Here is a 22,299-nt window from a genome sequence, read left to right as displayed (position 1 = left end):
GCAGTGATTTTTCGTCTATTGCGAGGAGGGGGTAGATATCGCATCCCTATTTGTCCGAGAACGGCGTGGAAAAGTTAAACCATTTGTAGTGGTCAGATGCTGCCTTGGCAGATTCTTTTGCTGTGAAGCAGAAATCATATCCAAAGTGCTTCATCACATTTTTGAAGTGGAATTCCATAAGCATGGCATCTGTGGCAGGTATACGTTCTTTCCATCGGCTGACATTGACATTGGAAGGCTTTGTGAATTTGAGCCCGTCGAAATTGTTTCCTGTCCATGTGTATCCAAGCGTTGAAGTCTGAAGAAGCTTGTCGCAAAATGACATGCCGATAAAACCAGCAACATCTTTCATCGTTGAAACTGGGTCCGAAACCAAATCTTCAAAGAGCACAATTTTGTAATGGTTTTTGCCTAGAGCTTCCATGTTTTCAATGGCCATCTCCATGCCAAGGCGGCCACGTTCGATCATGCTTTGCTTGAGGCGGTTAGGCTCGTCATTGAATTGGCAGTATCTTTTTTGCCATCCTGAGCAGAGTGACGCCCAATTGTCGCGTGGGTCACGGATTACATGGACAAACTTTGCATTTGGAAATTCATCTACGATGTCAAGCGCATATATTTCAGTGCTTGTTGTTTTTTCGATCCATCCCCGGGGGTGTGTTATCTTTGGGTAGAAAGAGTTCCTGAAAGCGTCGATAAAAATTTTAAGCACATCTGCCAAGCTGGCTTTGGAGAGGTCTGCATTACGTACGTGCTGGCAAAAAGCATCCGCCTTGGACTCAAGTTTAAGTAGCTCGTGGGGCGTGCAGCGTATCTTTTTGAGAACATATTTTAAGTTGTCGTTAATAATCCGGTTGCATATTCTGTCCGTCTTTTCTTTACTATTAAAAACATCAGACACATAGCGTGGATAATACATGTAGAAGAAGCCGCTGTCATCAGGGTATGTGACAAACTCGTCATTTCCGTCCAATAGATTGATCAGCATTGTCGTGCCTGACTTTCTATGTCCGCAGATGAAAATGGGGTTGTCTAGGTAATTCATTTGTGGAAATTCCTGTTAAGATTTGGAGTGCTTTGATTGTTGTATTCTGCTCATTGCAATTGTCAAATTACTAGTCGCTCGCCCTGCAAAGAACCCCGGCATCAACAAGCTGTCGGGCGACAGGGGCCAACTCCCAGGCCGGGACGCCGATGATCTCTCCGATGGTGAGTAGGTCGCGGTTGCCATCGGCGTAGGCGATGAGGTCGTTCATGGCGCGTACCGCTTCGTAAGAGCCGAGCTTGCTTGTCGAGGGATACAGACCGCGCTTGCCCAGCTGGGGTTCTCCGCAGAAGACATTGTCCACGACGGCGTTGCCTTCGACGGTTCTGACGCAGTGTTTCAGCACGTTCAGGCTGTTGGCCATCTCCTCGCCGCTGATGACGTCCAGGTTGTCCAGTGACGTGTGGTATTCGGGATAGGTTCCGAAACGGCTTCGGCAGAAGGTGACCAGGGGCAGATTCACCTTGGGCGAGCAGTATTGCCTTTCGTCGCTGCCCCGGTCAAGGAATGAGTATTTGGTGTGATCGAGTTTCAGGCCCTTGAGAACGTGGCTGATGACGCGGTCAGCATAGGTGGTCCCGGCCGGACTGGGTATGAACGAGTAGTCGCGTCTATCACCCACGCAGGAGACGTTGAAGCCTGCCACGGTATGAGCTTTCAGGTGGTCGAGGTGGCGCGAGAGGTAGACCAGCGAGCCGATGGTCTCCGGGATGAAGACGAAGCGGTAGGTCTTTTCCCGCTCGGGCAGGGCGGCTATCCACTGGGCGAGGAAGGTGTTGACGATGGGGCCGGAGAGCTCGTTGTTGCCCATGGACGGATGGCAGACATAGGTGGAGAAAAGCACCTCCTCGGCGCTGTTGCCGGGAATGACGAGATCGGCGTAGGTGAGTGAACCTTCGGTCAGCGAACTGTCGATGTAGACCCTGTATGTTGCAGCGGGGTCGAGGGCCTGGACCTTGGAGTATTCCAAGCAAAATCCCCAGCGCTCCGCATAATAGGAGGTGACGTAGGGGATGGCGTCGGGCATCTCCTCCAGGGTGTGGAGATGCTCCATCAGCGTGTCGTAAGAAACCACTTCGTCAATCGGGCACGAGTATCCCATGACATGAAGATTGTTGTCCTTGAAGCTTAAGATGCGTTTCCCTGTTTCCGTTTCGACATAGGCGTCGCGGATGTTCCATTCCCTGGGCACTGTCCAGTCGAAGGCCGGGGTGCCGGTGGGCACCTCGTGTACGTCAAGGGGGACGAGTTCACCAAGAATGCCGAGCGTTTTTCGCACGCCGTCGCCAGTGAGGCTCCGGCATATCGGAAAAAGCCGCGTGGCGAGTTCGTCCATGCGTCGCGGGATGTCGTGGCTGTCCTGCATGAAAATCCTAGCTATCTGTTGCGTGAGTGGAAACCCATCGATCTCGGGTCAGTCCGAGGAGAATGACGTCGGTGCGTTCGCCTTCGGAGACGCGGTGGCTCTTCAGGGTTCCTTCCACGAGGAATCCGCATTTTTCGAAGGCCCGCCGTGACCCTTGATTGTGTTCATAGCAGCCCGCTTCCAGTTTGTGGAGTCCCTTGTCCATGAACCCGAAGCGCGTGACAAGGGCGATGGCCTCCTGGGCATACCCCTTCCCCCAGGCGGTCTTGTTGCCGATGAAGAGGCTTATGGGGGCTGTGGCGTGGTGAACATTGACCGGGCCGAGCTTGATGTTGCCGATGTGCCTTTGGCCGTGATCAAGGAACATGCCGAAGAGATGGTCTGTCGGGCTGTCCATCTTGTCCCGCACGAACCTGGCGACAGTTGCCGCATCGTGCCTTTCGAAGCGGGTTTCGAGAAAGCGGTTCACTTCCGGATCGTTGAGCCACGCGATGTACTGGTCCGTGACATCGGCCTCGGTCAGGGGCCTGAGTATGAGACGTTTGCCTTGGAGCATCTGCACTTTCCCGGAATCAGGCATCCCGCACGGGGATTTTTCGGCCGGTCAGGTAGGCCTTGATTCTGACGATGTCGTAGTCGCGCAGCACGAGCATCTTGCCCAGGGCGCAGGCCGAGCAGTCGGACTGGCGGAACAGATCCACCATGTCGTCGTAGGAGCCGATGCCGCCCGAGGCGATGAGCGGCACCGGGAGCTTGGCGGTCAGGGATGCGTACACCTCGAGATCCGGGCCGGAAAGGGTGCCTTCGCGGTCTATGGAGGTCAGGATGATCTCGCCCGCCCCGGCCTCGACGAGTTCCTGGAGCAGGGGGGCGAGGTCGCGGTCGAGCCGCGTCGTGCCCGAGTTGGTGTAGGGGACCAGGGCCTCGCCGTGGCGCCTGAAATCGACCGAGGCCACGATGGATTGCGCGCCGAATTCGCGGGCGAGTTGGCGGACAAATTCCGGGTTGGCGACTGCGCCGGTGTTGACGATTATCTTGTCGGCACCCGCTGCGAAGCAGGCGTTGGCCTGGGCCAGGGTGGAGATGCCGCCGCCCGCGCTGATGGGCAGCCTGCACTTGCGGATCATGGCGTTGATGACGCCAGCGTCGATGCAGCGCCCCTGGCTGGTGGCCTCGATGTCCACCATGGCGATTTCCTCGGCACCCTGGGCGTCGTAGATCATGGCCTGGGACAGGGGGTCGCCCACATCCACGAAGGGGCCGGAGAACTGGGTGCCCTTGACCAGCCGCCCGCCCTTGAGCAGGAAGAGGGGAATGATCCTTTTGGCGATCATGCGATGCTCTCCAGGAGGTTTTTGAGGAAGCGCAGACCGTCCCCCTGACTCTTTTCCGGGTGGAACTGGACGCCGTAGACATTGTCCCTTTTGACTGCGGCCACGAGCTTTGTGTCGTCGTAGGTCACGGTGGCGATGACATCTTCCGGGTTGGCGGCCAGGAAGTGATAGCTGTGCATGAAGTAGAAGGTGCTGTTCTCAATGCCCTCGAAAAGCTCGGGCCGCACGGGGTTGACCGTGTTCCAGCCCATGTGCGGAATCTTGGCCCGGGTCGAGCTGATCTTTTCCACCGTGCCCGGCAGCCAGCCGAATCCCTTGGTGACGCCGTCCTCGAAGCCCTGGTCGGCAAAGAGCTGCATGCCAAGGCAGATGCCGAGCAGGGGGGTGCCCGCCTTCACCAGCCTGTCAAGCTCGGCGGCAAAGCCGAGGGTCGTCAGCTTGCCCATGGCCGTGCTGTAGTTGCCGACCCCGGCCAGGGCCAGCAGGTCGCAACCCTCAAGCATGGTCGGGTCGCTCACGGCTACCGCATCGTGGCGGAGAAATCGGAACGCCTCCAGCACGGACCCCACGTTGCCTATGGATATGTTCACAACGCCGATTTTCATTTCTTCTCCCTGAACCACTGGTCCTGGTCCCAGAGCTTTTCGCCGTAGGGAATGTCGGCGGGATCGATGACCGGGGCGGGCTTTATCAGGTGTCTGGCCACGATCTCGTGAAATTCCGGCTCGCTGAGGTCGAGGTATTCCAGGAAAACTTCCAGGCTTCTCGGCTTGCGCCATTCGTGTTCACGGATGTGCTTCATGGCCTCGTCCCTGCCCACGCGACCGTGGCGGATGTCCAGCGTCATCAGGTGCGTCATGCGCGAGAAACCGCGCTTGAGGAACTTGACGTAATCGCGCATTCCCTCGAACTGGCATTCGATCTTCTCATAGGTCGGCTCGTGGAAGGCGGACTCCATGAAGTCCTTTTTCCAGCCCAGTTCCTTTTCGATGATGGCCACGTTCTCCTGGACGTTCCAAGGGGTGAAATTTCCCAGGGGGAGGCTTTTCACGCCCACCCGCTCCAGCTCGGATTTTTCCGGGTAGATGAAGGGGCCGAGTTCTTCCAGGTCAACGCCGATGAACCCAGCCATGTCTTCCGCCCGCATGCCCATGATGATGCGGCGGTTGTATTTCCATTCGTCCGTCTCCTCAAGCTGCTGGAAGCGGAAATACGCCTCGTATTCCCCGCCGCCTTCGCCCCAGATGACCAGGGGCACGTTCTGACGCACCGCCTCCTGCATGGGGTAGACGAACACCCCGGCGTGGCAGTGCCAGCAGAAATCCCCCTTGCGGATCAGGGATTCGAGCATCAGTTTCTTGGTCACATGCCAGTTGGGCGTGAAGCTTAGGACATCGACGCCGAGGGTCCGAAAGGTGCGCTGCCTGTTCTCCAGGGTCCGGGGGCGGTAGAAACCGTGGTCAAAGGAGACCACCAGCGGCCGCAGCCCAAGTTCCTTGACGACGTAATACAGGGTGTAGGTCGAGTCCTTGCCGCCGGAGAAGGGGAGGATGCAGTCATACTTGTTGCCCCTGGCCTTGGCCTCGTCCCGGGCCTCCCGGCAGACGAGGTCAAGATCCCTGCGCCGCTGCGTCCAGTCCACGTCGTGGTATTTCTCTTCCCAGTTGCGGCAGATGTTGCACACGCCCTGGTCGTCGAAATGGACGGTCTCCCAGGTGATGGGCAGGACGCATCGGCAGCATCGCTCCACTTCGGGGAATTTCTTGTTGTCGCTCATGGTCTTGATTCCGGTGTGCTGGTCAGTTGATGAGTTCCCAGGACAGGGGCGTGCCCTTCCTGATGGCCGCTTTGGCCGTTTGGCCGATGATGTCGTCGAAATGTTTGGGGTGCAGGCCGTGGCCGGGGCGGACGGACCGGACGTTGTCCGGGGTCAGCGTCTCGCCTGCCTTGATGTCCTGCGCCGCAAAGAGGGAGCGGCGGAACACGGCACTCGCCTTCTGCTTTTCGGTCAGTTCGAAGCAGACGGTGCCAAGTCCTTTTTCCACGTTGCGCACGCTGCGGACCATGGCCGCGAACTCTTCGGGCTCAAGGGAAAAAGCGGCGTCCGGCCCGCCGAGATCGCGGGAGAGGCACAGGTGCTTTTCGATTACCCGGGCGCCCAGGGCCACGGCGGCGATGGGCATGTCGATGCCCAGGGTGTGATCGGACAGCCCGGCCACCACGCCAAAGCGCTCGGCCAGATAGGGGATGGTCCTCAGGTTCATTTCCTCGGGCGGGGCGGGGTAGGCCGAGGTGCATTTGAGCAGAACCAGTTCGGAACCGCCCGCGCCCCTGAAGGCGGTCACCGCCTCCTCGATCTCCGCCTCGCTGGCCATGCCCGTGGACATGATCACCGGTTTGCCCGTGGCCGCCACCTTTCTTATGAGGGGCAGGTCCACGATCTCGAAGGAAGCGATCTTGTGGCAGGGCACATCCATGGTTTCCAGAAAGTCCACGGCCGTGAAGTCAAAGGGGGTGGAGAAGAGCATGATCCCCAGCGAGTCGGCCACGGCCTTGAGCTTCGGTTGCCACTCCCACGGGGTGTGGGCCTCGCCGTAGAGGTCATGCAGGGTACGCCCATCCCAGATTGTGCCCTTGATGCGGAAATATTCGTTGTCGCAGTCCAGAGTGATGGTGTCCGGCGTGTAGGTCTGGAGCTTGACCGCGTCTGCCCCGGCGGCGTGGGCCGCGTGGATTAACCGTATGGCACTATTTAAATCTTGGTTGTGGTTGCCAGACAACTCCGCAACAATAAAACATAGATTGGGATTAATCCCAAGTGAATGGAAAAACATCGTATTGCCTTCTATTGTTGTTTTTCCCAGACCCATATTTTGTTCTGAGCACAAGTTCCCATGGGAGGGAGTTGTGCAGCCAGTTGGTTTATGGGGGCGTTGTAATCAGGTGGTATCCCATCATTTTTTGCAAGCCAAGCGTTTACAACTCTGCTTAGGAAGTAATAGGTTGCAGAAAAATGATCGACTTGTTTTAATATGACTCCTGGGATTACCAGTTGTTCGACCTTGGCGTCGTCAATATAGAGATTGTGCCACGGGGGATTGATCTCAGAGAGACCCAAACCTATTCGCATTGCGTTAATTTCTTGTAATCCCTTTGTGCTCGCCTCGCACATCAAATAACGTCCACCGGGTTTAAGCTTTGCCGTTATGACCCGGATTATCTTTTCCTGGTCTTCCCAACTGGATAAGTTGATCAACATTCGTTCCGTTATAGCAATGTCATAAAGCGTATCGTCAAAAAGCTCGGTCGTGATGTCTTTTTTTTGGAAAATAATCTTGCCCAATAATCTGTCAGAGCATTCATTTTGTCGTTTGACTGCATCTGTGATCATGCTTGATGCATAGTCAAATGCATGAATAGTTACTTTAAACTTCGTGGCCAATTCGATTGCCGTAAGGCCGTTGCCACAGCCAGTCTCAAGAATAGTCATGCCATCATTAATATATTGAGATATGGCTTTCATCTCAATTTTTTTTGCCAATACATCTTGACTGCCTGCACTGTCGCCAAGACTGCCTCTCTGCTCCCAAAATTGTTGAATATTATCCGGTTTCATTCGAAATCCTCATTATTTAAAAGAAAATTAACTACTCTTTCCGGACCATTGCTGTCAACTAAGGTTTGCGCCACATTTGACGAGTAATTGCGGACGGTTTTGTCGTGTATCAATCTATGGAGAGTTATTTCAAGGTTGTTTTGATGGATTTTGTTGATGGCGTCTAATGAGATTGCCACGCCGGATTCATTTAATCTAGCTCCCACATCCATTTGGTTGGCGGCCGTCTGCAGGGCGAGCATGGGCACCCCCATGCGGCAGAGTTCCCAGCAGGTGGAGCCTGCGGCGGTCACGGCCAGGTCGGCCCAGGCCATCAGGCCTGGCATGTCCCGGACATCGGTCAGCAGTTCCGCCGGGCAGGGGAGGTCGGTCATGTCATCTCGGAGCCGGTCCAGGTGCGGGTTTGCGGCACCGGCCACGACCTTCACCCGGAGCGAATCGTCTTTGAGGGAGGCGATGGCGGCAAGCACGGCGCTGGTGACGTTGTCCGGGTCGGCCCCGCCCAGGGTGACGAGGATGTTTCCGGCCTTTGCCGGGGTGGAGTCCTTGCGGGGTTCGGCGGTGCGGAACTCCCGCCGCAGGAGCGTGAAGCGCGTGCCCAGGAGCAGGGCGGCGTCCTCGTTGATTTGATATTGGTATGCGTCCGCCCCGTGGTTCTGGTTGAGCAAGACGGTTGCAAAGTATTGATTTCGCTCGCAGATGTCGTCCATGACCAGGGTGCGGAACCCGGCGTCAAGGAGCGCCTTCTGGTAGGCGGAGTCGAAGTGGTAGCCGTCGATGGCCAGCCAGTCGCCTTTTCGCATGTGGGCAGTGACCAGGGCGAGGTCTTCGGAGTCGGGATGGGGGGCGTTCAGGGCGATGAAGTCGAATCCCTCGGCGCGGATGCGGTCCTCAAGTGCGCCGACAGAGCCCATGAGGCGGACCCGGCCGCCGCGATCCTGCCACGCCTGCCCCAGGGCGATCATGCGCATGACGTGGCCGGTGCCCATGGTCGGCGAGCTGTCGGCGCGGATGGTCAGCAGCCCGATGCTCATGAGGTGGCGTCCTCCTGGCGCAGGGACTTGATCAGCCCCTCGTTGCGGACGATGTCGCTGTTGAGGGCGCGGATCTCCGGGTGCGCGTCGAGAAAGTCCCGGACGTGGGAAAAGGTGAACGCCAGCCCGTGCAGCGGGACAAGGGCTTCGAGGATCGCCGTGACCACGGTCAGGTCTTCGGGCTCGTCCACGGTGACGCGGTAGCCGCTGTCATCGGAATCATGCGGCGTTTCAAGGCATCTGAAGCGATCCGGGCGGTTGCGGATGAAGAGGGTCACATGCTCGCGCTCCGAGGGGCGTCGGGCTTCGGTCCACGCGGTTTCCAGGGCGGCGCGGGTGAAGACTTCGCAGTCCAGCCCCTCGGCCACCCGGGGCGGGGTGGTGATGTAATCCGCTTCCGCGTCGAAGAAGCTGGCGACGGTGCGGTCGCAGATGGCCGGTTCGATGAGGGGGCAGTCGCCGGTGACGCGCATGACGTTCCGGGCATCAAAGGCCCTGGCCGCCTGCGTGTAGCGGTCCAGCACGTCCGACTCGCTGCCCCGGAATATATGGACGCCGAGTTCGGCCCCGAGGGCGGCCACGGAATCGTCCCCGGGCTGGTCGGAAGTGGCGAGCACGATTTCCCTCAGGCTCGTGCACCGTTTGAGCCGCTCGATCTCGTGGGCGAGCAGCGGGCGGCCCAGCACGGGCTTGAGGATCTTGCCCGGCAGCCGCGACGAGCCCATGCGCGCCTGCACGATGGCCGTGACCTGCTCGCTCATGCCAGCCGACCAAACCCCGTGGCGCTGGGCGCGCCCTTGAGCTTCGAGGGAACGTCCCGCTCTGCGGCGATGACGGAGAACGCCTTGTCGCAGGCGGCGAGGTAGGTGGCCACGTGCTCGTCCGTGTGGGCCAGCATGGCGTACATGAGGTTGCTGGCCAGGATGCCCTGCCCAAGCATCAATTGGATGAAATAGGCTTTCTTTTCCTGCGGATGCTCGCCGTCAAAGGCGAAATGGCTCATGGGCTTGATGCCGCCCACATGGATGTCCAGCCCGTGCCGTGCGGCAAGTTCGGCCCAGCCTTGCTGCACCAGGGTGCCGATTCTGACCAGATGCTTGCCCGCTTCGGTCCGCTGGTGTTTTTCCAGGGTGGCCAGGGCGGCCACTGGGCCGATGCGGTCGGTCCAGTTGGTGGAACTGATGAAGGTGGAGCGGGCCGCCTCCATGACGGATCGACGGCCGATGACAGCGGAGACGGGGTAGCCGTTGCCAAGCGCCTTGGCAAAGACGGCCATGTCTGGGCGCTGATCGAAAAGGACCATGTGCGCCCCTCCGGTGTTGAAGCGCAGGCCAGCAGAGATTTCGTCCACGATGAGCACGGCCCCTGTCGAATCGGCCAGAGCCCTGACCGAGGTGAAGAAGCCCGGCGCCGGTTCCTCGTTGCGGATCGGTTCCATGACAATGGCGGCCAGCTCCGAGCCGTGGGCCGCGATGATCGCCTCAAGCTCGTCGATGCGGTTGTAGCGGAAGGGGAAGGCCGTCCCGGCCAGCCCCTTGGGCACGCCTGTGGGCTTGAGGCCCGCGATGAGGTGTTCGCCCAGGGCGTTTTCCGTGCCGATGTTGGCGGCGAGATACCAGTCGTGCCAGCCGTGATAGCCGCAGAATGCCACCTTGTCGCGGCCCGTGGCGGCCCGGGCGATGCGCACGGCCATGGCCATGGTCTCGCCCCCGCCCCGGCCGAAGCGGACCTGATCCGCCCAGGGATGCAGCTCGCAGAGCTGGTCGGCCAGTTCCACTTCCTCGGCGCAGTTGAGGGAGGAGGCCACGCCCGCGTCGATGGCCCGCCTGACGGCCTGATCCACGTCGGGGTCGGCGTAACCCAGCACGGTGGCGCCGATGCCGCCGATGGACATGTCGAGAAACTTGTTGCCATCCAGGTCCCATACATGCGCGCCGCTGGCCTTGCTGAAATACCCCGGCCACACGCCAAGGGTGAAGCGGTCAGGATGCTTGGACAGCAGCTGGGTCATTCCTGGAATGCGTTTTTCTGCGCGCTGTTGCATCGTCAGCGAACGGTTCATCATCTTCCCCACAGTGACGGGTTGAGAATTTTTTCTGGAAGATCGGCGAACACCTTCCGGGCCTCGTCGATCAGCATATCCGGAACGTCTCTGCGCCATGCCTTGAGATTGTCGTGGACCTGCGCAGCCTTTTCGGCCCCGAAAAGGACGGTGCTGTCGGGCCACGCCTTGCGGACATAGCCCAAGGCCGCCTCAAGGGGGGCGAGCCCCATCCGGGATGAAAGTGCCTGGACATCGCGGACCACCGATTGCGCGAAGTCCATGTCCGCAGGCAGTGTCTGCGGTGTCATGAAAATCAGCCCTTGCAGATAGATGCTGCGAATCTGGAGGTGCTTACCCTGCTCATCGGCCAGTTCGCGGATGCCCGCGATCTCGAAGCGCCTGTCCAGGAGGTTCGAGGGAATCTGAACGACGTCAAGCCCGTCCAGAAGCAGGGCGTCCCGGGCGGCCCCGGGGGTGTAGACGGACACGCCGATGCGTTGGACCCGGCCGCTGTCCACAAGGCGGGCGAGGCCAGGGGCCATGCGCGGCCATGCGCCAAGCAGCGACTCCCTGTGCAGGATGAGCGTGTGCAGCCGGTCAACGCCCAGGCGCGACAGGCTCGTGTCCAGATCGCGGTCCAGGGCGCCCATGTCCGTGCCGTCCCAGTGCGCGTCCGGCTTGCTGTTGACCAGTGCGCGGTCGGCTATGCCGAGATCGTGCAGGATGCGGCCGAGAACGGCCTCGCTCTCGCCGTAGCTGCTGGCGGTGTCGAATTCGCGGACGCCGCCTTCCCAGGCGGTGCGGACGATGTCCATGGCCGCGGCATGGTCGGGCTGCCCGCCATCGTTGGCAACGCCGTATCGCATGCCCAGCTGGGCCGTGCCGAGGATCAGGCGCGCGTCAGCCATGGACTGTCTCCAGCAGGGTCGAGACCACGTATCGCATGTCGTCCCGCTCCAGGGAGGGGAACATGGGAATCGAGAGAATGTGCCGGTACGCCTCTTCCGCCACCGGGCACAGCCCTTCGCCCGTGCCCAGGGTGTTCCGGTAGTAGGGGTGCAGATGGACCGGGATGTAGTGCACCTGCGCGCCGATGCCCGCCGCGCGAAGCTCGTTGAAGACCCGGTCGCGATCAGGCACGCGGACGACATAGAGATGGTAGGCGTGTTCCACGTCCTCGCGCACGGCCAGGGGGCGGACCGGGGTTCCGGCGAAGCGCTCGTCGTAGAAGGCCGCGATCTCGCGCCTGCGCTTGAGGAAGTCTGGCAGCCTTCGCATCTGGCTGGTGCCTAGCGCCGCCTGGATGTCGGTCAGGCGGTAGTTGTAGCCAAGCTCGGTCATTTCATAGAACCACTGGCCCGTCTCCTCGCGGGAGCGGGCGTCGGTGGTGATGCCGTGGTTTCGGAAGAGCCGCAGGCGCTGGTCGAGGTCGTCACGGTCGGTCATGATCATGCCGCCCTCGCCGGTGGCCACATGCTTGACCGGGTGAAAGGAGAAAACGGTCATGTCGGCCAGGGTTCCGACTCCGGCACCCCGGTAGGTGCCGCCAAGGGCGTGGCAGCCGTCCGCCACCAGGGAGAGCCCGTGTTTGTCCGCCAATGCGCGCAGGGTGTTCCAGTCGCAGGGCTGCCCCGCATAGTCCACGGCGATGATCGCCCTGGTCCTGTCCGTGACCCGTTTCCGGACCTTGTCGGGATCAATGAGCAGGGTGTCCGGGCAGACGTCGGCAAAGACCGGCGTGGCTCCCATGTAGAGGACACAGTTGGCCGTGGCCGCGAAGGTCATGGGCGGGACGATGACTTCGTCGCCGGGGCCGATGTTCAGGGCGAACATGGCGGCGTGCAGGGCGGCCGTGCCGTTGGCCACGGCAACACCGTGCCCCGCGCCGCAGCATGCGGCCACGCTCGACTCGAATTCGGCCACCTGGGGGCCTGTCGTCAGGTAGTCGGACTTGAGGGCCTCGGCCACGGCGCGGATGTCGTCCTCGCTGATGTGCTGCCTGCCGTATGGAATCTTGCGCATGGCGGCCTAAAGCGTGAAGCCTTGTTGAGCGAGTATGGTCCGCAGTTCCTCGACGCTTATCCACTTGTCGTTGGTATCGGAACTGTATGCGAAACCTTCGGGCACACGCCGCAGGACGGATGCGTCTCCCTTGTAGTTGAACACCCCGGTCTCCGGCAGGATGATGTAGCCGGTCTCGGTGATGACCACGTTGCGGGAGTCCTCGGCCGGGATCATGCACTCGTGCAGTTTTTCGCCCGGGCGGATGCCCACGATCTCGGTCCTGCAGCCCGGGGCAATGGCCTCGGCCAGGTCGGTGATCTTCATGCTCGGGATGCGCGGGACGAAGATTTCGCCGCCCGCCGCATGCTCAATGGCGTTGAGCACCATCTGGATGCCCTCGTCCAGGGTGATCCAGAACCGGGTCATGCGCGGATCGGTGATGGGCAGGACGCCTTCCTCGCGCTTTTTCAGAAAGAAGGGAACGACGCTGCCCCGGCTGCCCAGGACGTTGCCGTAGCGGACCACCGAGTATGTCGGCCCCACGGCAAAGCCGTTGGCGGCCACGAAGAGCTTGTCCGAGGCGAGCTTGGTGGCGCCGTAGAGATTGCACGGGGCCACGGCCTTGTCCGTGGAAAGGGCCACGACCTTTTCCACGCCGAGGTCGGCGGCCACGTTGATGAGGTTCTGCGCCCCGTTGATGTTGGTCTTGATGGCCTCGGTGGGGTTGTACTCCGAGGCCGGAACATGCTTCATGGCTGCGGCGTGGACAATGACGTCAACCCCGCGGCAGGCGCGGTAGAGGCGCTCCTTGTCCCGCACATCGCCGATGAAGAAGCGCAGCGCGTCGAACTTGTCGGGCGGGTAGTCCTGGGCCATTTCGAACTGCTTCAACTCATCACGGCTGAAGACGATGAGTTTCTTTGGCTTGTACCGTTCCAGGACGATTTGCACGAAGCGCTTTCCGAAGGAGCCGGTGCCTCCGGTGATCAGAATGGTTTTCCCGTCGAGCATTGAATTTCCTGTGATGTAAAAATGTTATGGGATAAATCGGCGGCCGGTCAAAGCCGCGTGGATGGGATGTTCAGACGAATGGGGTGATTGTATTCGATGTCAGGGCAGTGTCAAGCCGCACGGGCTGACAGGGCGTTTGATATGTGCCGCATGGTGCTTTCATTGGCAATTGCTGGTGACGGATGCCCTGGTTGTCATCCTATTGCGGCAGGGCCTCGGCCCGGTGCAGCTTGCGGCCGTACACGATTTCCGCTGCCGGGGGCTGATCCGGATTCGCTCCGGGCGGGATGAAAAGATAGGTGGTGTAGTCCACGATCCTGAGGTTGCCGGGGTCGCGGTAGGCATCGGCTTGCGAGACGTTCGGCAGGAACAGGGCGATCATGCGCGCGTGGTTGCGGTGGATGGCGGCCAGAACATGGTCTTCGCGCGGGGGGCGGGTGTCGCGCTTGCCGGTGACGGCCGCGATGACCCGCTCCTCGATGAAGTCCGGCTGCCAGTGCTCGTAGCGCATGAGCACCGGCTTGCGTTCGGCCAGGATGGGAGCCAGCAGGGCGTAGTCGCGGTTGATCTGGATAAGGGAGTTGGTGGGCGGAATCTTCTTGGCCGTGAAGCCCAGGAAGGCCGCGAAGACGACGGCAATGAGCGTCGTGGCCGTCTTTGGACGAATGCTCTTGAGGTCGAAGAGGGCGCGAAACAGGAGCAGCAGCCCAAAGGGGGCGACGGTGCCCCAGAACCGGGTACCCACGGGCATGGCCAGCTTCAGCGGCGAGACCCCGGAGATCATGTAGAGCAGCAGGAAGCAGTGGATGACATAGAGCAGGGCCAGGGCGCGCCAGCGGCTGTCGCCCCGGACGATGACCCAGGCCGCGCCGCCCAGGCAGGCGATCCAGACGCCGAGCAGCCCCTTGAGCTTGGACAGGTTCAGGATGTTCAGCAGGTATTCCCTGAGGCTGATATCGAGCCCGGCCGTCTGGAGATGGGTGCCGGTGATGATGCCGATGCGGCCCAAGGGGTTGCCCGTCATGAGCCAGAAAACCACCCATTCGAGGGCCAGGAGCGCGCCCGCCACGGCCGCGAAGCCGAACAGGGCCTTGGAGTTCCTGCCGGGCAGCCAGATGAGCAGGGCCAGCCCCGGGGCGGCGTAGATCATGGTCACCCGGCTTCCCCAGCCGAGGACGAAGACCAGTGCGGCCAGGGCCAGCACCGTCCTGGAGCGCGTGTCGAGCCAGACGAGGATGAGCCAGACGCACGCCGAAAGGAACCCCAGTTCGAAGACGCCCGGCCAGAGCTGGCTGCCGGTCTGGGCCATCTGCGGGAAGACGATGGTGGCCAGGGCTGCGGTCAGGCCGAGGGCGCTGCTGTGCAGCCGTTGCCCGATGAGGAAGATGAACACCGCTGCCGCCGATGCGAAAACGATGGGCTGGATGTAGGCCAGGATCGGATTCAGTCCGAAGACCTTCATGATCCCCGCCAGGGGAAGCATGATCGCCCAGCGCACGGTCTGCTGATACCAGACGGAATAGCCCAGCCCCTCGATGAGCCGGTGCGCTTGTCGCCATTTCTCGGAGTTGTCGCCGCCGATGTCGATGTATTCGGCGGTGAGTATGCGCACGACCACGCTGAGCAGGAAGATACCCAGGATGATCAGCAGCGTCTTGCGGCGGTCGTCGGCGTGCCGGGTGAGCATGGGGGATTCCGTTCGGTTCGCCTAGAGGTTGAGCCTGGATTTCTCCGGAAAGACAAGGGTCCTGCGCGCCAGGAAGTTCAGGACGAACCCGATGAGGGTGGCTGTGAGCTTGGCCGCAAGGGGCGAAAGCCCGAGGCCCACCAGGGCCAGGGTGATGCCCACGTCCAGGGCGCAGAGCGCGGCCACGGAGGCACCGTACACGGCCAACTCCCCGGGGGCGCTCCAGCGGCTTTTGTGGCGGAAGAGAATCTTGATGCACAGCCAGTAGTTGGCCCCGGCCGCCACGATATAGGCCAGGGCGGCCGAGAGGCCGGTGGACATGATCGGCAGCAGGGCGAGGAAAAAGACGGTGTTGACCAGGGCGGCCGCCACGCCGATGAAGAAATAGATGAGCAGTTGCAGGGGCAGCGGGGCGCGGTGGGCATTGTAGTGAAAGAGGCAGTACAGGGCGCGCACGCCGTCGCGCCAGCCGATCTTCTTGCCTTCCTCGTAGGTGCGGCCCGAGTAGGAGATGCCGCGTTCATAGACGCGGGCGCCCGAGTGGGCCAGGTGCGAGACCATCTCGGGCTCGATGCCGAACCGCTTCTCCTTGAGGTCGAAGGACTGGATCAATTCGCGCCGGTAGAGCTTGTAGCAGGTCTCCATGTCCGTCAGGTCGAGATCGGTGAAGAGGTTGGAGAGCAGGGTCAGCCCCTTGTTGATCATGGTATGGTAGAAATACAGGACGCGGCGGGTTCCGGTGGCGTTGAGATAACGCGAGCCGAGCACGGCGTCGGCCCGGCCGTCCACCAGGGGCACCAGGAGGTGGCGCAGGTCCATGGGGTCGTACTCCAGGTCCGCGTCGTGGACGCCGACAAACTCGCCCGTGGCCCTGGCGAAACCGGTCTGGAGAGCACCGCCCTTGCCCTGGTTCACCTCATGGGCCAGGACCACGATCTCGGGGTGTTCCTTCGCCATTTCCCTGGCGATCTCAAGGCTGTTGTCGCGCGAGCAGTCGTCCACCACGATCACTTCGAGGGTGAGCATGTCGTCCTGGATGGCGAGCAGCCGCCCGACGCTTTCGCGCAGGGTCTCCTTCTCGTTGTAGCAGGGGACGACAACGCTGAACCGGACCGGGCGGGGGAAGGTGACGTCGTTCATGGCGGGAATGTGGCTGCCTGTGGTGACGGGTTTGGTGGCGGGATTGCCGTTTCGCTCCACGCGGTGGTCGCTGCTTCCGGAGGCCGGGCAGATTCTCGCGCGCCGTGGTGCGCACCTCCTAACATACACGCCCTGGCGCGGCAACACCCGCAATCCGGGCGCGGCACATTGGTCCGAAGAAAAGACGATCAGCAGCCCGGGGCCGTTGATCGTCCACTGTCTCAACCGGTCGGGCAGGCCTACAATATCTGACTCAAGAACAGCTTGGTCCGGTCGTGGGTCGGGTTGGTGAAGAAATGCTCGGGGGGGCCGACCTCGACGATCTTGCCTTCGTCCATGAAGACGACGTGGTCAGCCACCTCGCGGGCGAATCCCATCTCGTGGGTGACGACGACCATGGTCATGCCTTCGCGGGCCAGGGTCTTCATGACTTCGAGCACCTCGCCGACCATCTCGGGGTCCAGGGCGCTGGTGGGCTCGTCAAAGAGCATGACCTTGGGGTCCATGGCCAGGGCGCGGGCGATGGCCACGCGCTGCTGCTGGCCGCCCGAGAGCTGGGACGGATAATTGCCCGCCTTCTCGTGGATGCCCACCTTGTTGAGCAGGGTCATGGCGTTCTCGATGGACTCGTGCTTGCCGCGCTTGCGCACCGAGGTCTGGCCCACGGTGACGTTCTCGAGCACGGTCAGGTGCGGGAAGAGGTTGAAGGACTGGAAGACCATGCCCACTTCCATGCGCACCTTGTTGATGTCGGTCCTGGGGTCGAGCACATCGGTGCCGTCGATCATGATCTGCCCCCGTTCGGCCCGCTCCAGCCTGTTCAGACAGCGCAGGAAGGTGGATTTGCCCGATCCGGAGGGACCGATGACCACGACCACTTCGCCCGAGTTGACATGATACGAGACGTTGTGCAGGGCCTGCACCTCGTGGGGGACGAAAAAGGTCTTGAATACGTTTTTGACGTCTATCATCTTACTCCACCGACCTTTTTTCAAGATACTGAACGAACATGGACAGGGCGAAGGTGACCACAAGATACATCAGGCCGCACACGAAGTAGAGTTCATAAGGCATGAGGCTTGTGGTGACGGCCTCGCGGGTGGCCTTGGTCAGTTCGCGGATGGCGATGACGCCCAGCAGCGAGGAGTCCTTGATCAGGCTGATGAATTGGCCGGCCAGCGGCGGCAGGATGCGCCGGAAGGCCTGGGGCAGGATGATCTTGCGCATGGCCATGGACTTGGTCATGCCCAGGGACCTGGCGGCCTCGGACTGTCCCTTGTGGATGGACTGGATGCCCGCTCGCACGATCTCGGCCACATAGGCCCCGGCAAAGATGGAAAGCGAGGCGATGCCGAACCACATCTCAGGTATTTGCGGCAGGCCGGAGGTGACGAGCAGGTTGTTCACCAGCGTGCCGATGACATAGTACCAGATGAGAATCTGGACAAGCAGGGGCGACCCCCTGATGATTTCTATGTATGTAATGGCCGTCCACTTGAAGCATGGGTTGGTCGATATTCGCGCAAGGCCCGTGAACAGACCGAGTACAATGCCGAAAATAATGGCGATGATGCTGATCTCGATGGTGATGAGCATGCCCTGGGCCATGAGTCCGAGGCTGCCCTTGTCATACGTGCCGATGACGTCGCCCATGTACAGGGTTTCGTTCTCTCCCACTCTCAGGTTGGCTCCCGGAACGGTGTAGAACTCGGAAGCGCCGTCGCCTTCGACGATGACCACCGCGTCGCCGCTTTTGTGGGTTATGCTGGCGACCTTGCCAGCTATCTCGGTACGGACCTTGATGGTGTCGGTGTAGTAGAAATATCGGGGAATCCGGTTCCAGTGCCAGATGTAGTTGGCCTGCTGGGTGGCTACGTAGAAGCCGTAGGCCAGGGCGAACAGTCCGGCGAAGAACACGAGCATCCAGAGGGTGTTCCGGCTCGGAAGGACCCTGGCAAGGGTTTGTGTGATGTCGTTCATGAAAAAAACTCTATGGAGTTGAGTGCATAGAAAAAAAGGCCGGGGATCGTTGACACGATCCCCGGCAGGGAATGTATGAGGCTATTGAACGTCCTGGAGCCAGTCGTTGCTGCCGAACCACTTGGTGTAGATGGCTTCGTAGCGGCCGTCGTTCTTGGTCTGGCGCAGGAAGTTGTTGAGCCAGTTCAGGAAGTCCGGGTCGCCCTTGTTGATGGCCCAGCCCAGCGGCTCGTAGGTGAAGGGCTCGTCAAGGAACTTCATGCCCGCAGCCTTGCCGCGCTCGGCGTAGAAGATGGCGAGCATGGGCAGGTCATAGACAGAGGCGGTCGCCTTGCCGTTGAGGACCTCAAGCATGGCCTCGGATTCGGTCTCGAAGGACTTGTAGGTGGCCTTGGGCATCATGCGCCGAACGGCCTGCTCGCCGGTGGTGCCGAGCTTGGAGGTGACGGTGATTCCTTCGGCGTTGAGGTCTTTCCAGGAGTTGATGCGGTCGGCATCGGCGGCGTTGACCAGCACGGTCTGGCCGACGATGATGTACGGGTCGGCGAAGTTGATCTTCAGGTTGCGCTCCTGGTTGACGGTCATGCCCGAGGCGATGATGTCGAACTTGTCGGAGAGCAGGGCCGGGATGATGCCGTCCCAGGCGGTGTTGACCAGCTCCAGCTTCACGCCCATGGCCTTGGCCATTTCGGTGACCATGTCCACGTCGAAGCCGACGATGTTGCCCCTCTTGTCGGTCATCTCAAAGGGCATGTAGCCCGCTTCGAGGCCAACGCGCAGGGTGCCGCGCTGCATGATGCGCTCAAGGGTCGAGCCCTTGCTGAGTTCCAGGCGGACGTTGATGTCCTGCTTGGGGGCCGGCGATCCATCCTGGTTGGCGGGCTGCTGGCCGCAGGCGACGAGAAAAACGAGGGTGGCGAGCATCGCCAAGAGACCGAGTACGCGTTTCATCCTTTCCTCCAGTGAAACTAAAGTTGAGTGGTATCCCTTGGCCCAGAGCCGTCGTCCGGGTTGATACGGCGGCACGGGGTCTTTGGTTCCATCGCGATCGTCGCCCTGCGCGGGTTTGTTCGCAGCGCGACATTTCCCCTTAGCCGCAAATGTCGGAAAAAACAAGATGCGTGTCAGGAGCGGTTGGCTGGGTGTCAGGGCGTTTTCGGCGGTTGTGCGCTGTGGAAAACGACCCTGCAAACAATGTGCGGCCACCAAGGGCTGTGAGTGGGTCGATTCCGACAAAAATTCGCTTGCGGCCCGTTGCGATTTGTTTTCACGCTGCGGGGGGCAGCCGTAGCGCTACGAGGGGAGCGCCCCGTTCCGGGCGTCCTTGCGCGGGTTGCTGTTGACACCGGGGCGGCAATCATACAATCCACTCTGAGGATCAGGACCAGGACGAAGAAAATGGCGAAAACCCGGAGCGTATCATGAGCGATCGGAACGGATCAGTGCCCCTGCTGGATGGTGGCATCTACAAGGTGTTTCTCATCCTGCTGCTGCTGTTCGCCTTGTACCTGGGTTTTTCCATCGTCGAACCCTTCCTGCACACCCTGATCTTCTCCACGGTGTTGGCCGTGCTTTTCTCCCCGGTTTTCGTCTGGGTTCTCAAGGTGGTACGGGGGCGTCGCGCTCTGGCTTCGCTGCTCACGGTGTGCATCATCGTCTTCTGCCTGCTCCTGCCCATGACCTTTCTGGTGATGGCCCTCATCAGCCAGGGAGTGGAGTCCCTGGTGGCCCTCAACGCCTGGGTGACAGGCGGCGGGCTCGACACCCTGACCAGCGGCGAGCGGCTTGAGGGATACCTGGAGTGGCTGCGGCGCGAGTTGCCGTACCTGCGCATCGAGCAACTGGATATTCAGGAAAGCATCGTCAAGTATTCAAGGGAATTCGCCCAGTTCATGCTGGGAATGGGCACCGCGTTGGTCCGGGACGCGACCAAGGGCGTGCTCCATTTCCTGCTCATGGTCTTCATCCTCTTCTATTTCCTGCGCGACGGGGCCAAGATGGTGGCCTATCTCAAGCTGCTTTCGCCGCTTCGGCCCCGGCAGGAGGACTTCATCATCGACAGCCTGCGGCGCGTGGCCCGCGGGGTGCTCATGGGCTGCCTGCTGGTGGCCGTGCTTCAGGGCGTGGCCGGTGGCATCGGGCTCGCCGTGGTGGGCATCCCGGCCTTTTTCTGGGGGGCCATGATGGCCCTGGCATCGCTCATTCCCGTGCTCGGCACCGGGCTGGTCTGGGTGCCCGCCGTGGGCTTCCTCGTGTTGGCTGGCCAATGGAAGGCGGCCATCATGCTCGCCCTCTGGTGCGGCATCGTCGTGGTCGGCATCGACACCATCCTGCGGCCCATCTTCATGCGCGAGGCGTCGCGCGTGTCTACTTTCTACATCCTCCTGGCCATTCTTGGCGGCATCTATACCTTCGGGATGCTCGGCATTTTTTACGGGCCCCTCATCCTGAGTCTGGTCATGGTCATGCTGCAACTCTACGTCGAGGAGTATGCCGAGGATCTCAAGGATGGCTGCGAATGACCCTGATCCGTTCGATTCTCGTTCTCGTGGTGCTGGCGGTCTGCCTTGCGGGGTGTGCCAAGGATGCGCCGCTGCCTGAGCCCGCCCCTGTTCCCGCCCCCGAACCGGCCCCGGAGCCGGACCCGACCCCGGCCTATGCGGCGGTGAGCCGCGACGAGGCCCGCATGCTGGCCGCGTCGCTGTCCAAGGGGAATCAGCGCATCGGCTCCTGGACCGAGCTTCGTTCCCCCCTGGAGGACAGCCTGCGCTATATCCTGCGGCGGCCGCAAGGGGCGGTTGCCGTGAGTCGGCCAGGGCTGACCCTGACCTGGGCCCAGCTTGGCGATAGCGTGGCCGAGTTCATCGGGATGCTCTCGGCCCTGGACATCGACCCCACCCTTGCGGCCGACCGGTTCGTCTGGCTCAAGGTCATGCCCGGCACCCTGCTGACCGGCTATTACGAGCCCTGGATCGAGGCGTCGTTGACCCGTCAGGGCGACTTTCGCCATCCCATCTATGCCAAGCCCGACGACCTGAGGACCGTTGACCTGGGCGTGTTTCATCCGCGTTGGCAGGGGCAGTCATTGGTCTATCGCGTGGACGAGGGCGGCATCAAGCCGTACCATGACCGCAAGGCCATCGACGGCAAGGGAGCCTTGACGGGTAAAGGGCATGAGATCGCCTGGGTCAAGGACCCGGTGGACATCTTCTTCTTGCAGATTCAGGGGTCGGGGCGGCTGGTGCTGCCCGACGGCACAGTCAGGCATGTGCTCTACGGGGGGCGCAACGGGCATGAGTATGTTTCGCTGGGCAGGGTGCTCATCAACCGGGGGCATGTGCCCCGGGAGGAGATGAGCATGCAGCGCATCCGGGAGTTCCTGGCGGCCAATCCGGACAAGGCCGACGCGCTCATGTTCGAGAATCCGAGCTACGTCTTCTTCCACCTCTCGGACGAGGGGCCCTTCGGGGCCATGAACTCTATCCTCATGCCCAGGGTGAGCGTGGCCGTGGACAGGAGCATGACCCCGCTCGGCTCGGTGCTGGCGCTCAAGACCTCCCTCATGGACCATGCCCGGGGTGTGGCCGAGCCGTTCATGGGCATCGTCCTGGCCCAGGACACGGGCGGAGCCATCCAGGGGACTCGCATGGACCTCTTCTGTGGCTCGGGCGACGAGGCCGAGATGCTGGCCGGGCATCTTCAGGAGCGTTCCGAAGTGTACATGCTCGTCAGCCGCCGGGTGCTCGGCGCGGTCGCGGGCGCGGATCAGGCTCCGGCTGTCCGGTAGGGAGCAGGGGCGCGTCCCGGCTCGGCGGGGCGGCGCTGGGCCTCGGGCCGCCAGGATTCCATCCGGGCGCGGCCCGCAAAGGCCCGCAGATCGCAGCAGCGCTCCCAGCTTTTGGTGTGCCCCTGGCAATTGGCGTCCTTGCAGTAGTACAGATACATGGCGACCTCCCGTGGTTGGCTGGACCTGACGTCTTGTCGGTCCATGCCCCCTGATACGATAGGGGTCGGCCGGGCGAAAGGCGCATTTGGCCG

At 61.3% G+C, this 22,299-nt stretch carries 22 protein-coding genes; 2 read left to right on the top strand and 20 right to left on the bottom strand.

The window, feature by feature from the left end; all coding sequences use genetic code 11:
* Nucleotides 1-46: 46 nt before the first annotated feature.
* The 19 genes from QQS14_RS07640 to QQS14_RS07550 all read right to left on the bottom strand — a co-directional run bounded on the left by QQS14_RS07640 (nt 47) and on the right by QQS14_RS07550 (nt 19,212).
* Nucleotides 47-1,045, bottom strand: a complete 999-nt coding sequence (locus tag QQS14_RS07640) for a sulfotransferase family protein (RefSeq protein ID WP_285906382.1) — start codon at nt 1,043-1,045, stop codon at nt 47-49.
* 70 nt (nt 1,046-1,115) lie between these two features.
* Nucleotides 1,116-2,411: a DUF4910 domain-containing protein gene (locus tag QQS14_RS07635; RefSeq protein ID WP_285906381.1), complete on the bottom strand. Its 1,296-nt coding sequence runs from the start codon at nt 2,409-2,411 to the stop codon at nt 1,116-1,118.
* 7 nt (nt 2,412-2,418) lie between these two features.
* On the bottom strand, nt 2,419-2,967 hold the full coding sequence (locus QQS14_RS07630; RefSeq protein WP_285906380.1) for a GNAT family N-acetyltransferase: 549 nt from the start codon (nt 2,965-2,967) through the stop codon (nt 2,419-2,421).
* Nucleotides 2,968-2,983: 16 nt separating this feature from the next.
* A complete protein-coding gene (gene hisF / locus QQS14_RS07625; protein WP_285906379.1) occupies nt 2,984-3,745 on the bottom strand; it encodes an imidazole glycerol phosphate synthase subunit HisF in 762 nt (253 codons plus the stop codon).
* Entirely contained in the window at nt 3,742-4,350 is a 609-nt protein-coding gene (gene hisH / locus QQS14_RS07620; protein WP_285906378.1) for an imidazole glycerol phosphate synthase subunit HisH, read from the bottom strand. The genes hisF and hisH overlap by 4 nt, the downstream gene beginning before the upstream one ends.
* Complete coding sequence (locus tag QQS14_RS07615; protein WP_285906377.1) at nt 4,347-5,522, bottom strand: N-acetyl sugar amidotransferase; 1,176 nt, start codon at nt 5,520-5,522, stop codon at nt 4,347-4,349. Before QQS14_RS07615 ends, hisH begins: the two co-directional genes overlap by 4 nt.
* 22 nt (nt 5,523-5,544) lie before the next feature.
* The gene (gene pseI / locus QQS14_RS07610) at nt 5,545-6,579 is read right to left on the bottom strand and encodes a pseudaminic acid synthase (protein ID WP_285906376.1); all 1,035 of its coding nucleotides are present in this window, start codon (nt 6,577-6,579) and stop codon (nt 5,545-5,547) included.
* Nucleotides 6,580-6,590: 11 nt separating this feature from the next.
* Nucleotides 6,591-7,361 (bottom strand): class I SAM-dependent methyltransferase, encoded by a 771-nt coding sequence (locus tag QQS14_RS07605; protein ID WP_285906375.1) that lies wholly within the window; start codon nt 7,359-7,361, stop codon nt 6,591-6,593.
* Nucleotides 7,358-8,395 carry a UDP-2,4-diacetamido-2,4,6-trideoxy-beta-L-altropyranose hydrolase gene (gene pseG, locus QQS14_RS07600; protein WP_285906374.1) on the bottom strand — a complete coding sequence of 346 codons (1,038 nt, stop codon included), beginning with the start codon at nt 8,393-8,395 and terminating at the stop codon, nt 7,358-7,360. Before pseG ends, QQS14_RS07605 begins: the two co-directional genes overlap by 4 nt.
* Nucleotides 8,392-9,156: a cytidylyltransferase domain-containing protein gene (locus tag QQS14_RS07595; RefSeq protein ID WP_285906373.1), complete on the bottom strand. Its 765-nt coding sequence runs from the start codon at nt 9,154-9,156 to the stop codon at nt 8,392-8,394. Before QQS14_RS07595 ends, pseG begins: the two co-directional genes overlap by 4 nt.
* Complete coding sequence (locus tag QQS14_RS07590) at nt 9,153-10,406, bottom strand: aminotransferase class III-fold pyridoxal phosphate-dependent enzyme (RefSeq protein WP_285906372.1); 1,254 nt, start codon at nt 10,404-10,406, stop codon at nt 9,153-9,155. The genes QQS14_RS07595 and QQS14_RS07590 overlap by 4 nt, the downstream gene beginning before the upstream one ends.
* 50 nt (nt 10,407-10,456) lie before the next feature.
* Nucleotides 10,457-11,347 (bottom strand): aldo/keto reductase, encoded by an 891-nt coding sequence (locus QQS14_RS07585; protein WP_285906371.1) that lies wholly within the window; start codon nt 11,345-11,347, stop codon nt 10,457-10,459.
* Complete coding sequence (gene pseC / locus QQS14_RS07580; RefSeq protein ID WP_285906370.1) at nt 11,340-12,461, bottom strand: UDP-4-amino-4,6-dideoxy-N-acetyl-beta-L-altrosamine transaminase; 1,122 nt, start codon at nt 12,459-12,461, stop codon at nt 11,340-11,342. The genes QQS14_RS07585 and pseC overlap by 8 nt, the downstream gene beginning before the upstream one ends.
* 6 nt (nt 12,462-12,467) lie before the next feature.
* The gene (gene pseB / locus QQS14_RS07575; protein WP_285906369.1) at nt 12,468-13,454 is read right to left on the bottom strand and encodes a UDP-N-acetylglucosamine 4,6-dehydratase (inverting); all 987 of its coding nucleotides are present in this window, start codon (nt 13,452-13,454) and stop codon (nt 12,468-12,470) included.
* Between the two features lie 199 nt (nt 13,455-13,653).
* Nucleotides 13,654-15,141: an ArnT family glycosyltransferase gene (locus tag QQS14_RS07570; protein WP_285906368.1), complete on the bottom strand. Its 1,488-nt coding sequence runs from the start codon at nt 15,139-15,141 to the stop codon at nt 13,654-13,656.
* A gap of 21 nt (nt 15,142-15,162) precedes the next feature.
* Entirely contained in the window at nt 15,163-16,341 is a 1,179-nt protein-coding gene (locus QQS14_RS07565) for a bifunctional glycosyltransferase family 2/GtrA family protein (protein ID WP_285906367.1), read from the bottom strand.
* 179 nt (nt 16,342-16,520) lie between these two features.
* The gene (locus tag QQS14_RS07560) at nt 16,521-17,252 is read right to left on the bottom strand and encodes an amino acid ABC transporter ATP-binding protein (RefSeq protein WP_285906366.1); all 732 of its coding nucleotides are present in this window, start codon (nt 17,250-17,252) and stop codon (nt 16,521-16,523) included.
* A gap of 1 nt (nt 17,253) precedes the next feature.
* The gene (locus QQS14_RS07555; protein ID WP_285906365.1) at nt 17,254-18,261 is read right to left on the bottom strand and encodes an amino acid ABC transporter permease; all 1,008 of its coding nucleotides are present in this window, start codon (nt 18,259-18,261) and stop codon (nt 17,254-17,256) included.
* Nucleotides 18,262-18,342: 81 nt separating this feature from the next.
* On the bottom strand, nt 18,343-19,212 hold the full coding sequence (locus QQS14_RS07550) for a transporter substrate-binding domain-containing protein (protein ID WP_285906364.1): 870 nt from the start codon (nt 19,210-19,212) through the stop codon (nt 18,343-18,345).
* A 470-nt stretch (nt 19,213-19,682) separates the two neighbouring features.
* Here QQS14_RS07550 and QQS14_RS07545 point away from each other — a divergent pair, with 470 nt between their 5' ends.
* Both QQS14_RS07545 and mltA read left to right on the top strand, forming a co-directional pair.
* Nucleotides 19,683-20,783, top strand: coding sequence for an AI-2E family transporter (locus QQS14_RS07545; RefSeq protein ID WP_285906363.1), 1,101 nt, complete (start codon nt 19,683-19,685; stop codon nt 20,781-20,783).
* Nucleotides 20,780-22,048 carry a murein transglycosylase A gene (mltA, locus tag QQS14_RS07540; protein WP_285906362.1) on the top strand — a complete coding sequence of 423 codons (1,269 nt, stop codon included), beginning with the start codon at nt 20,780-20,782 and terminating at the stop codon, nt 22,046-22,048. Before QQS14_RS07545 ends, mltA begins: the two co-directional genes overlap by 4 nt.
* Here the strand turns inward: mltA and QQS14_RS07535 are convergent.
* Nucleotides 22,027-22,206, bottom strand: coding sequence for a hypothetical protein (locus QQS14_RS07535; RefSeq protein ID WP_285906361.1), 180 nt, complete (start codon nt 22,204-22,206; stop codon nt 22,027-22,029). The genes mltA and QQS14_RS07535 overlap by 22 nt on opposite strands.
* Between the last annotated feature and the right edge of the window lie 93 nt (nt 22,207-22,299).

Origin of the sequence: Pseudodesulfovibrio pelocollis (assembly GCF_030282845.1) — a bacterium.
Taxonomy (GTDB): Bacteria; Desulfobacterota; Desulfovibrionia; order Desulfovibrionales; family Desulfovibrionaceae; genus Pseudodesulfovibrio; species Pseudodesulfovibrio pelocollis.
Note: the sequence above shows the minus strand (reverse complement) of the source record. Positions and strands in the feature narration are given on the sequence as shown.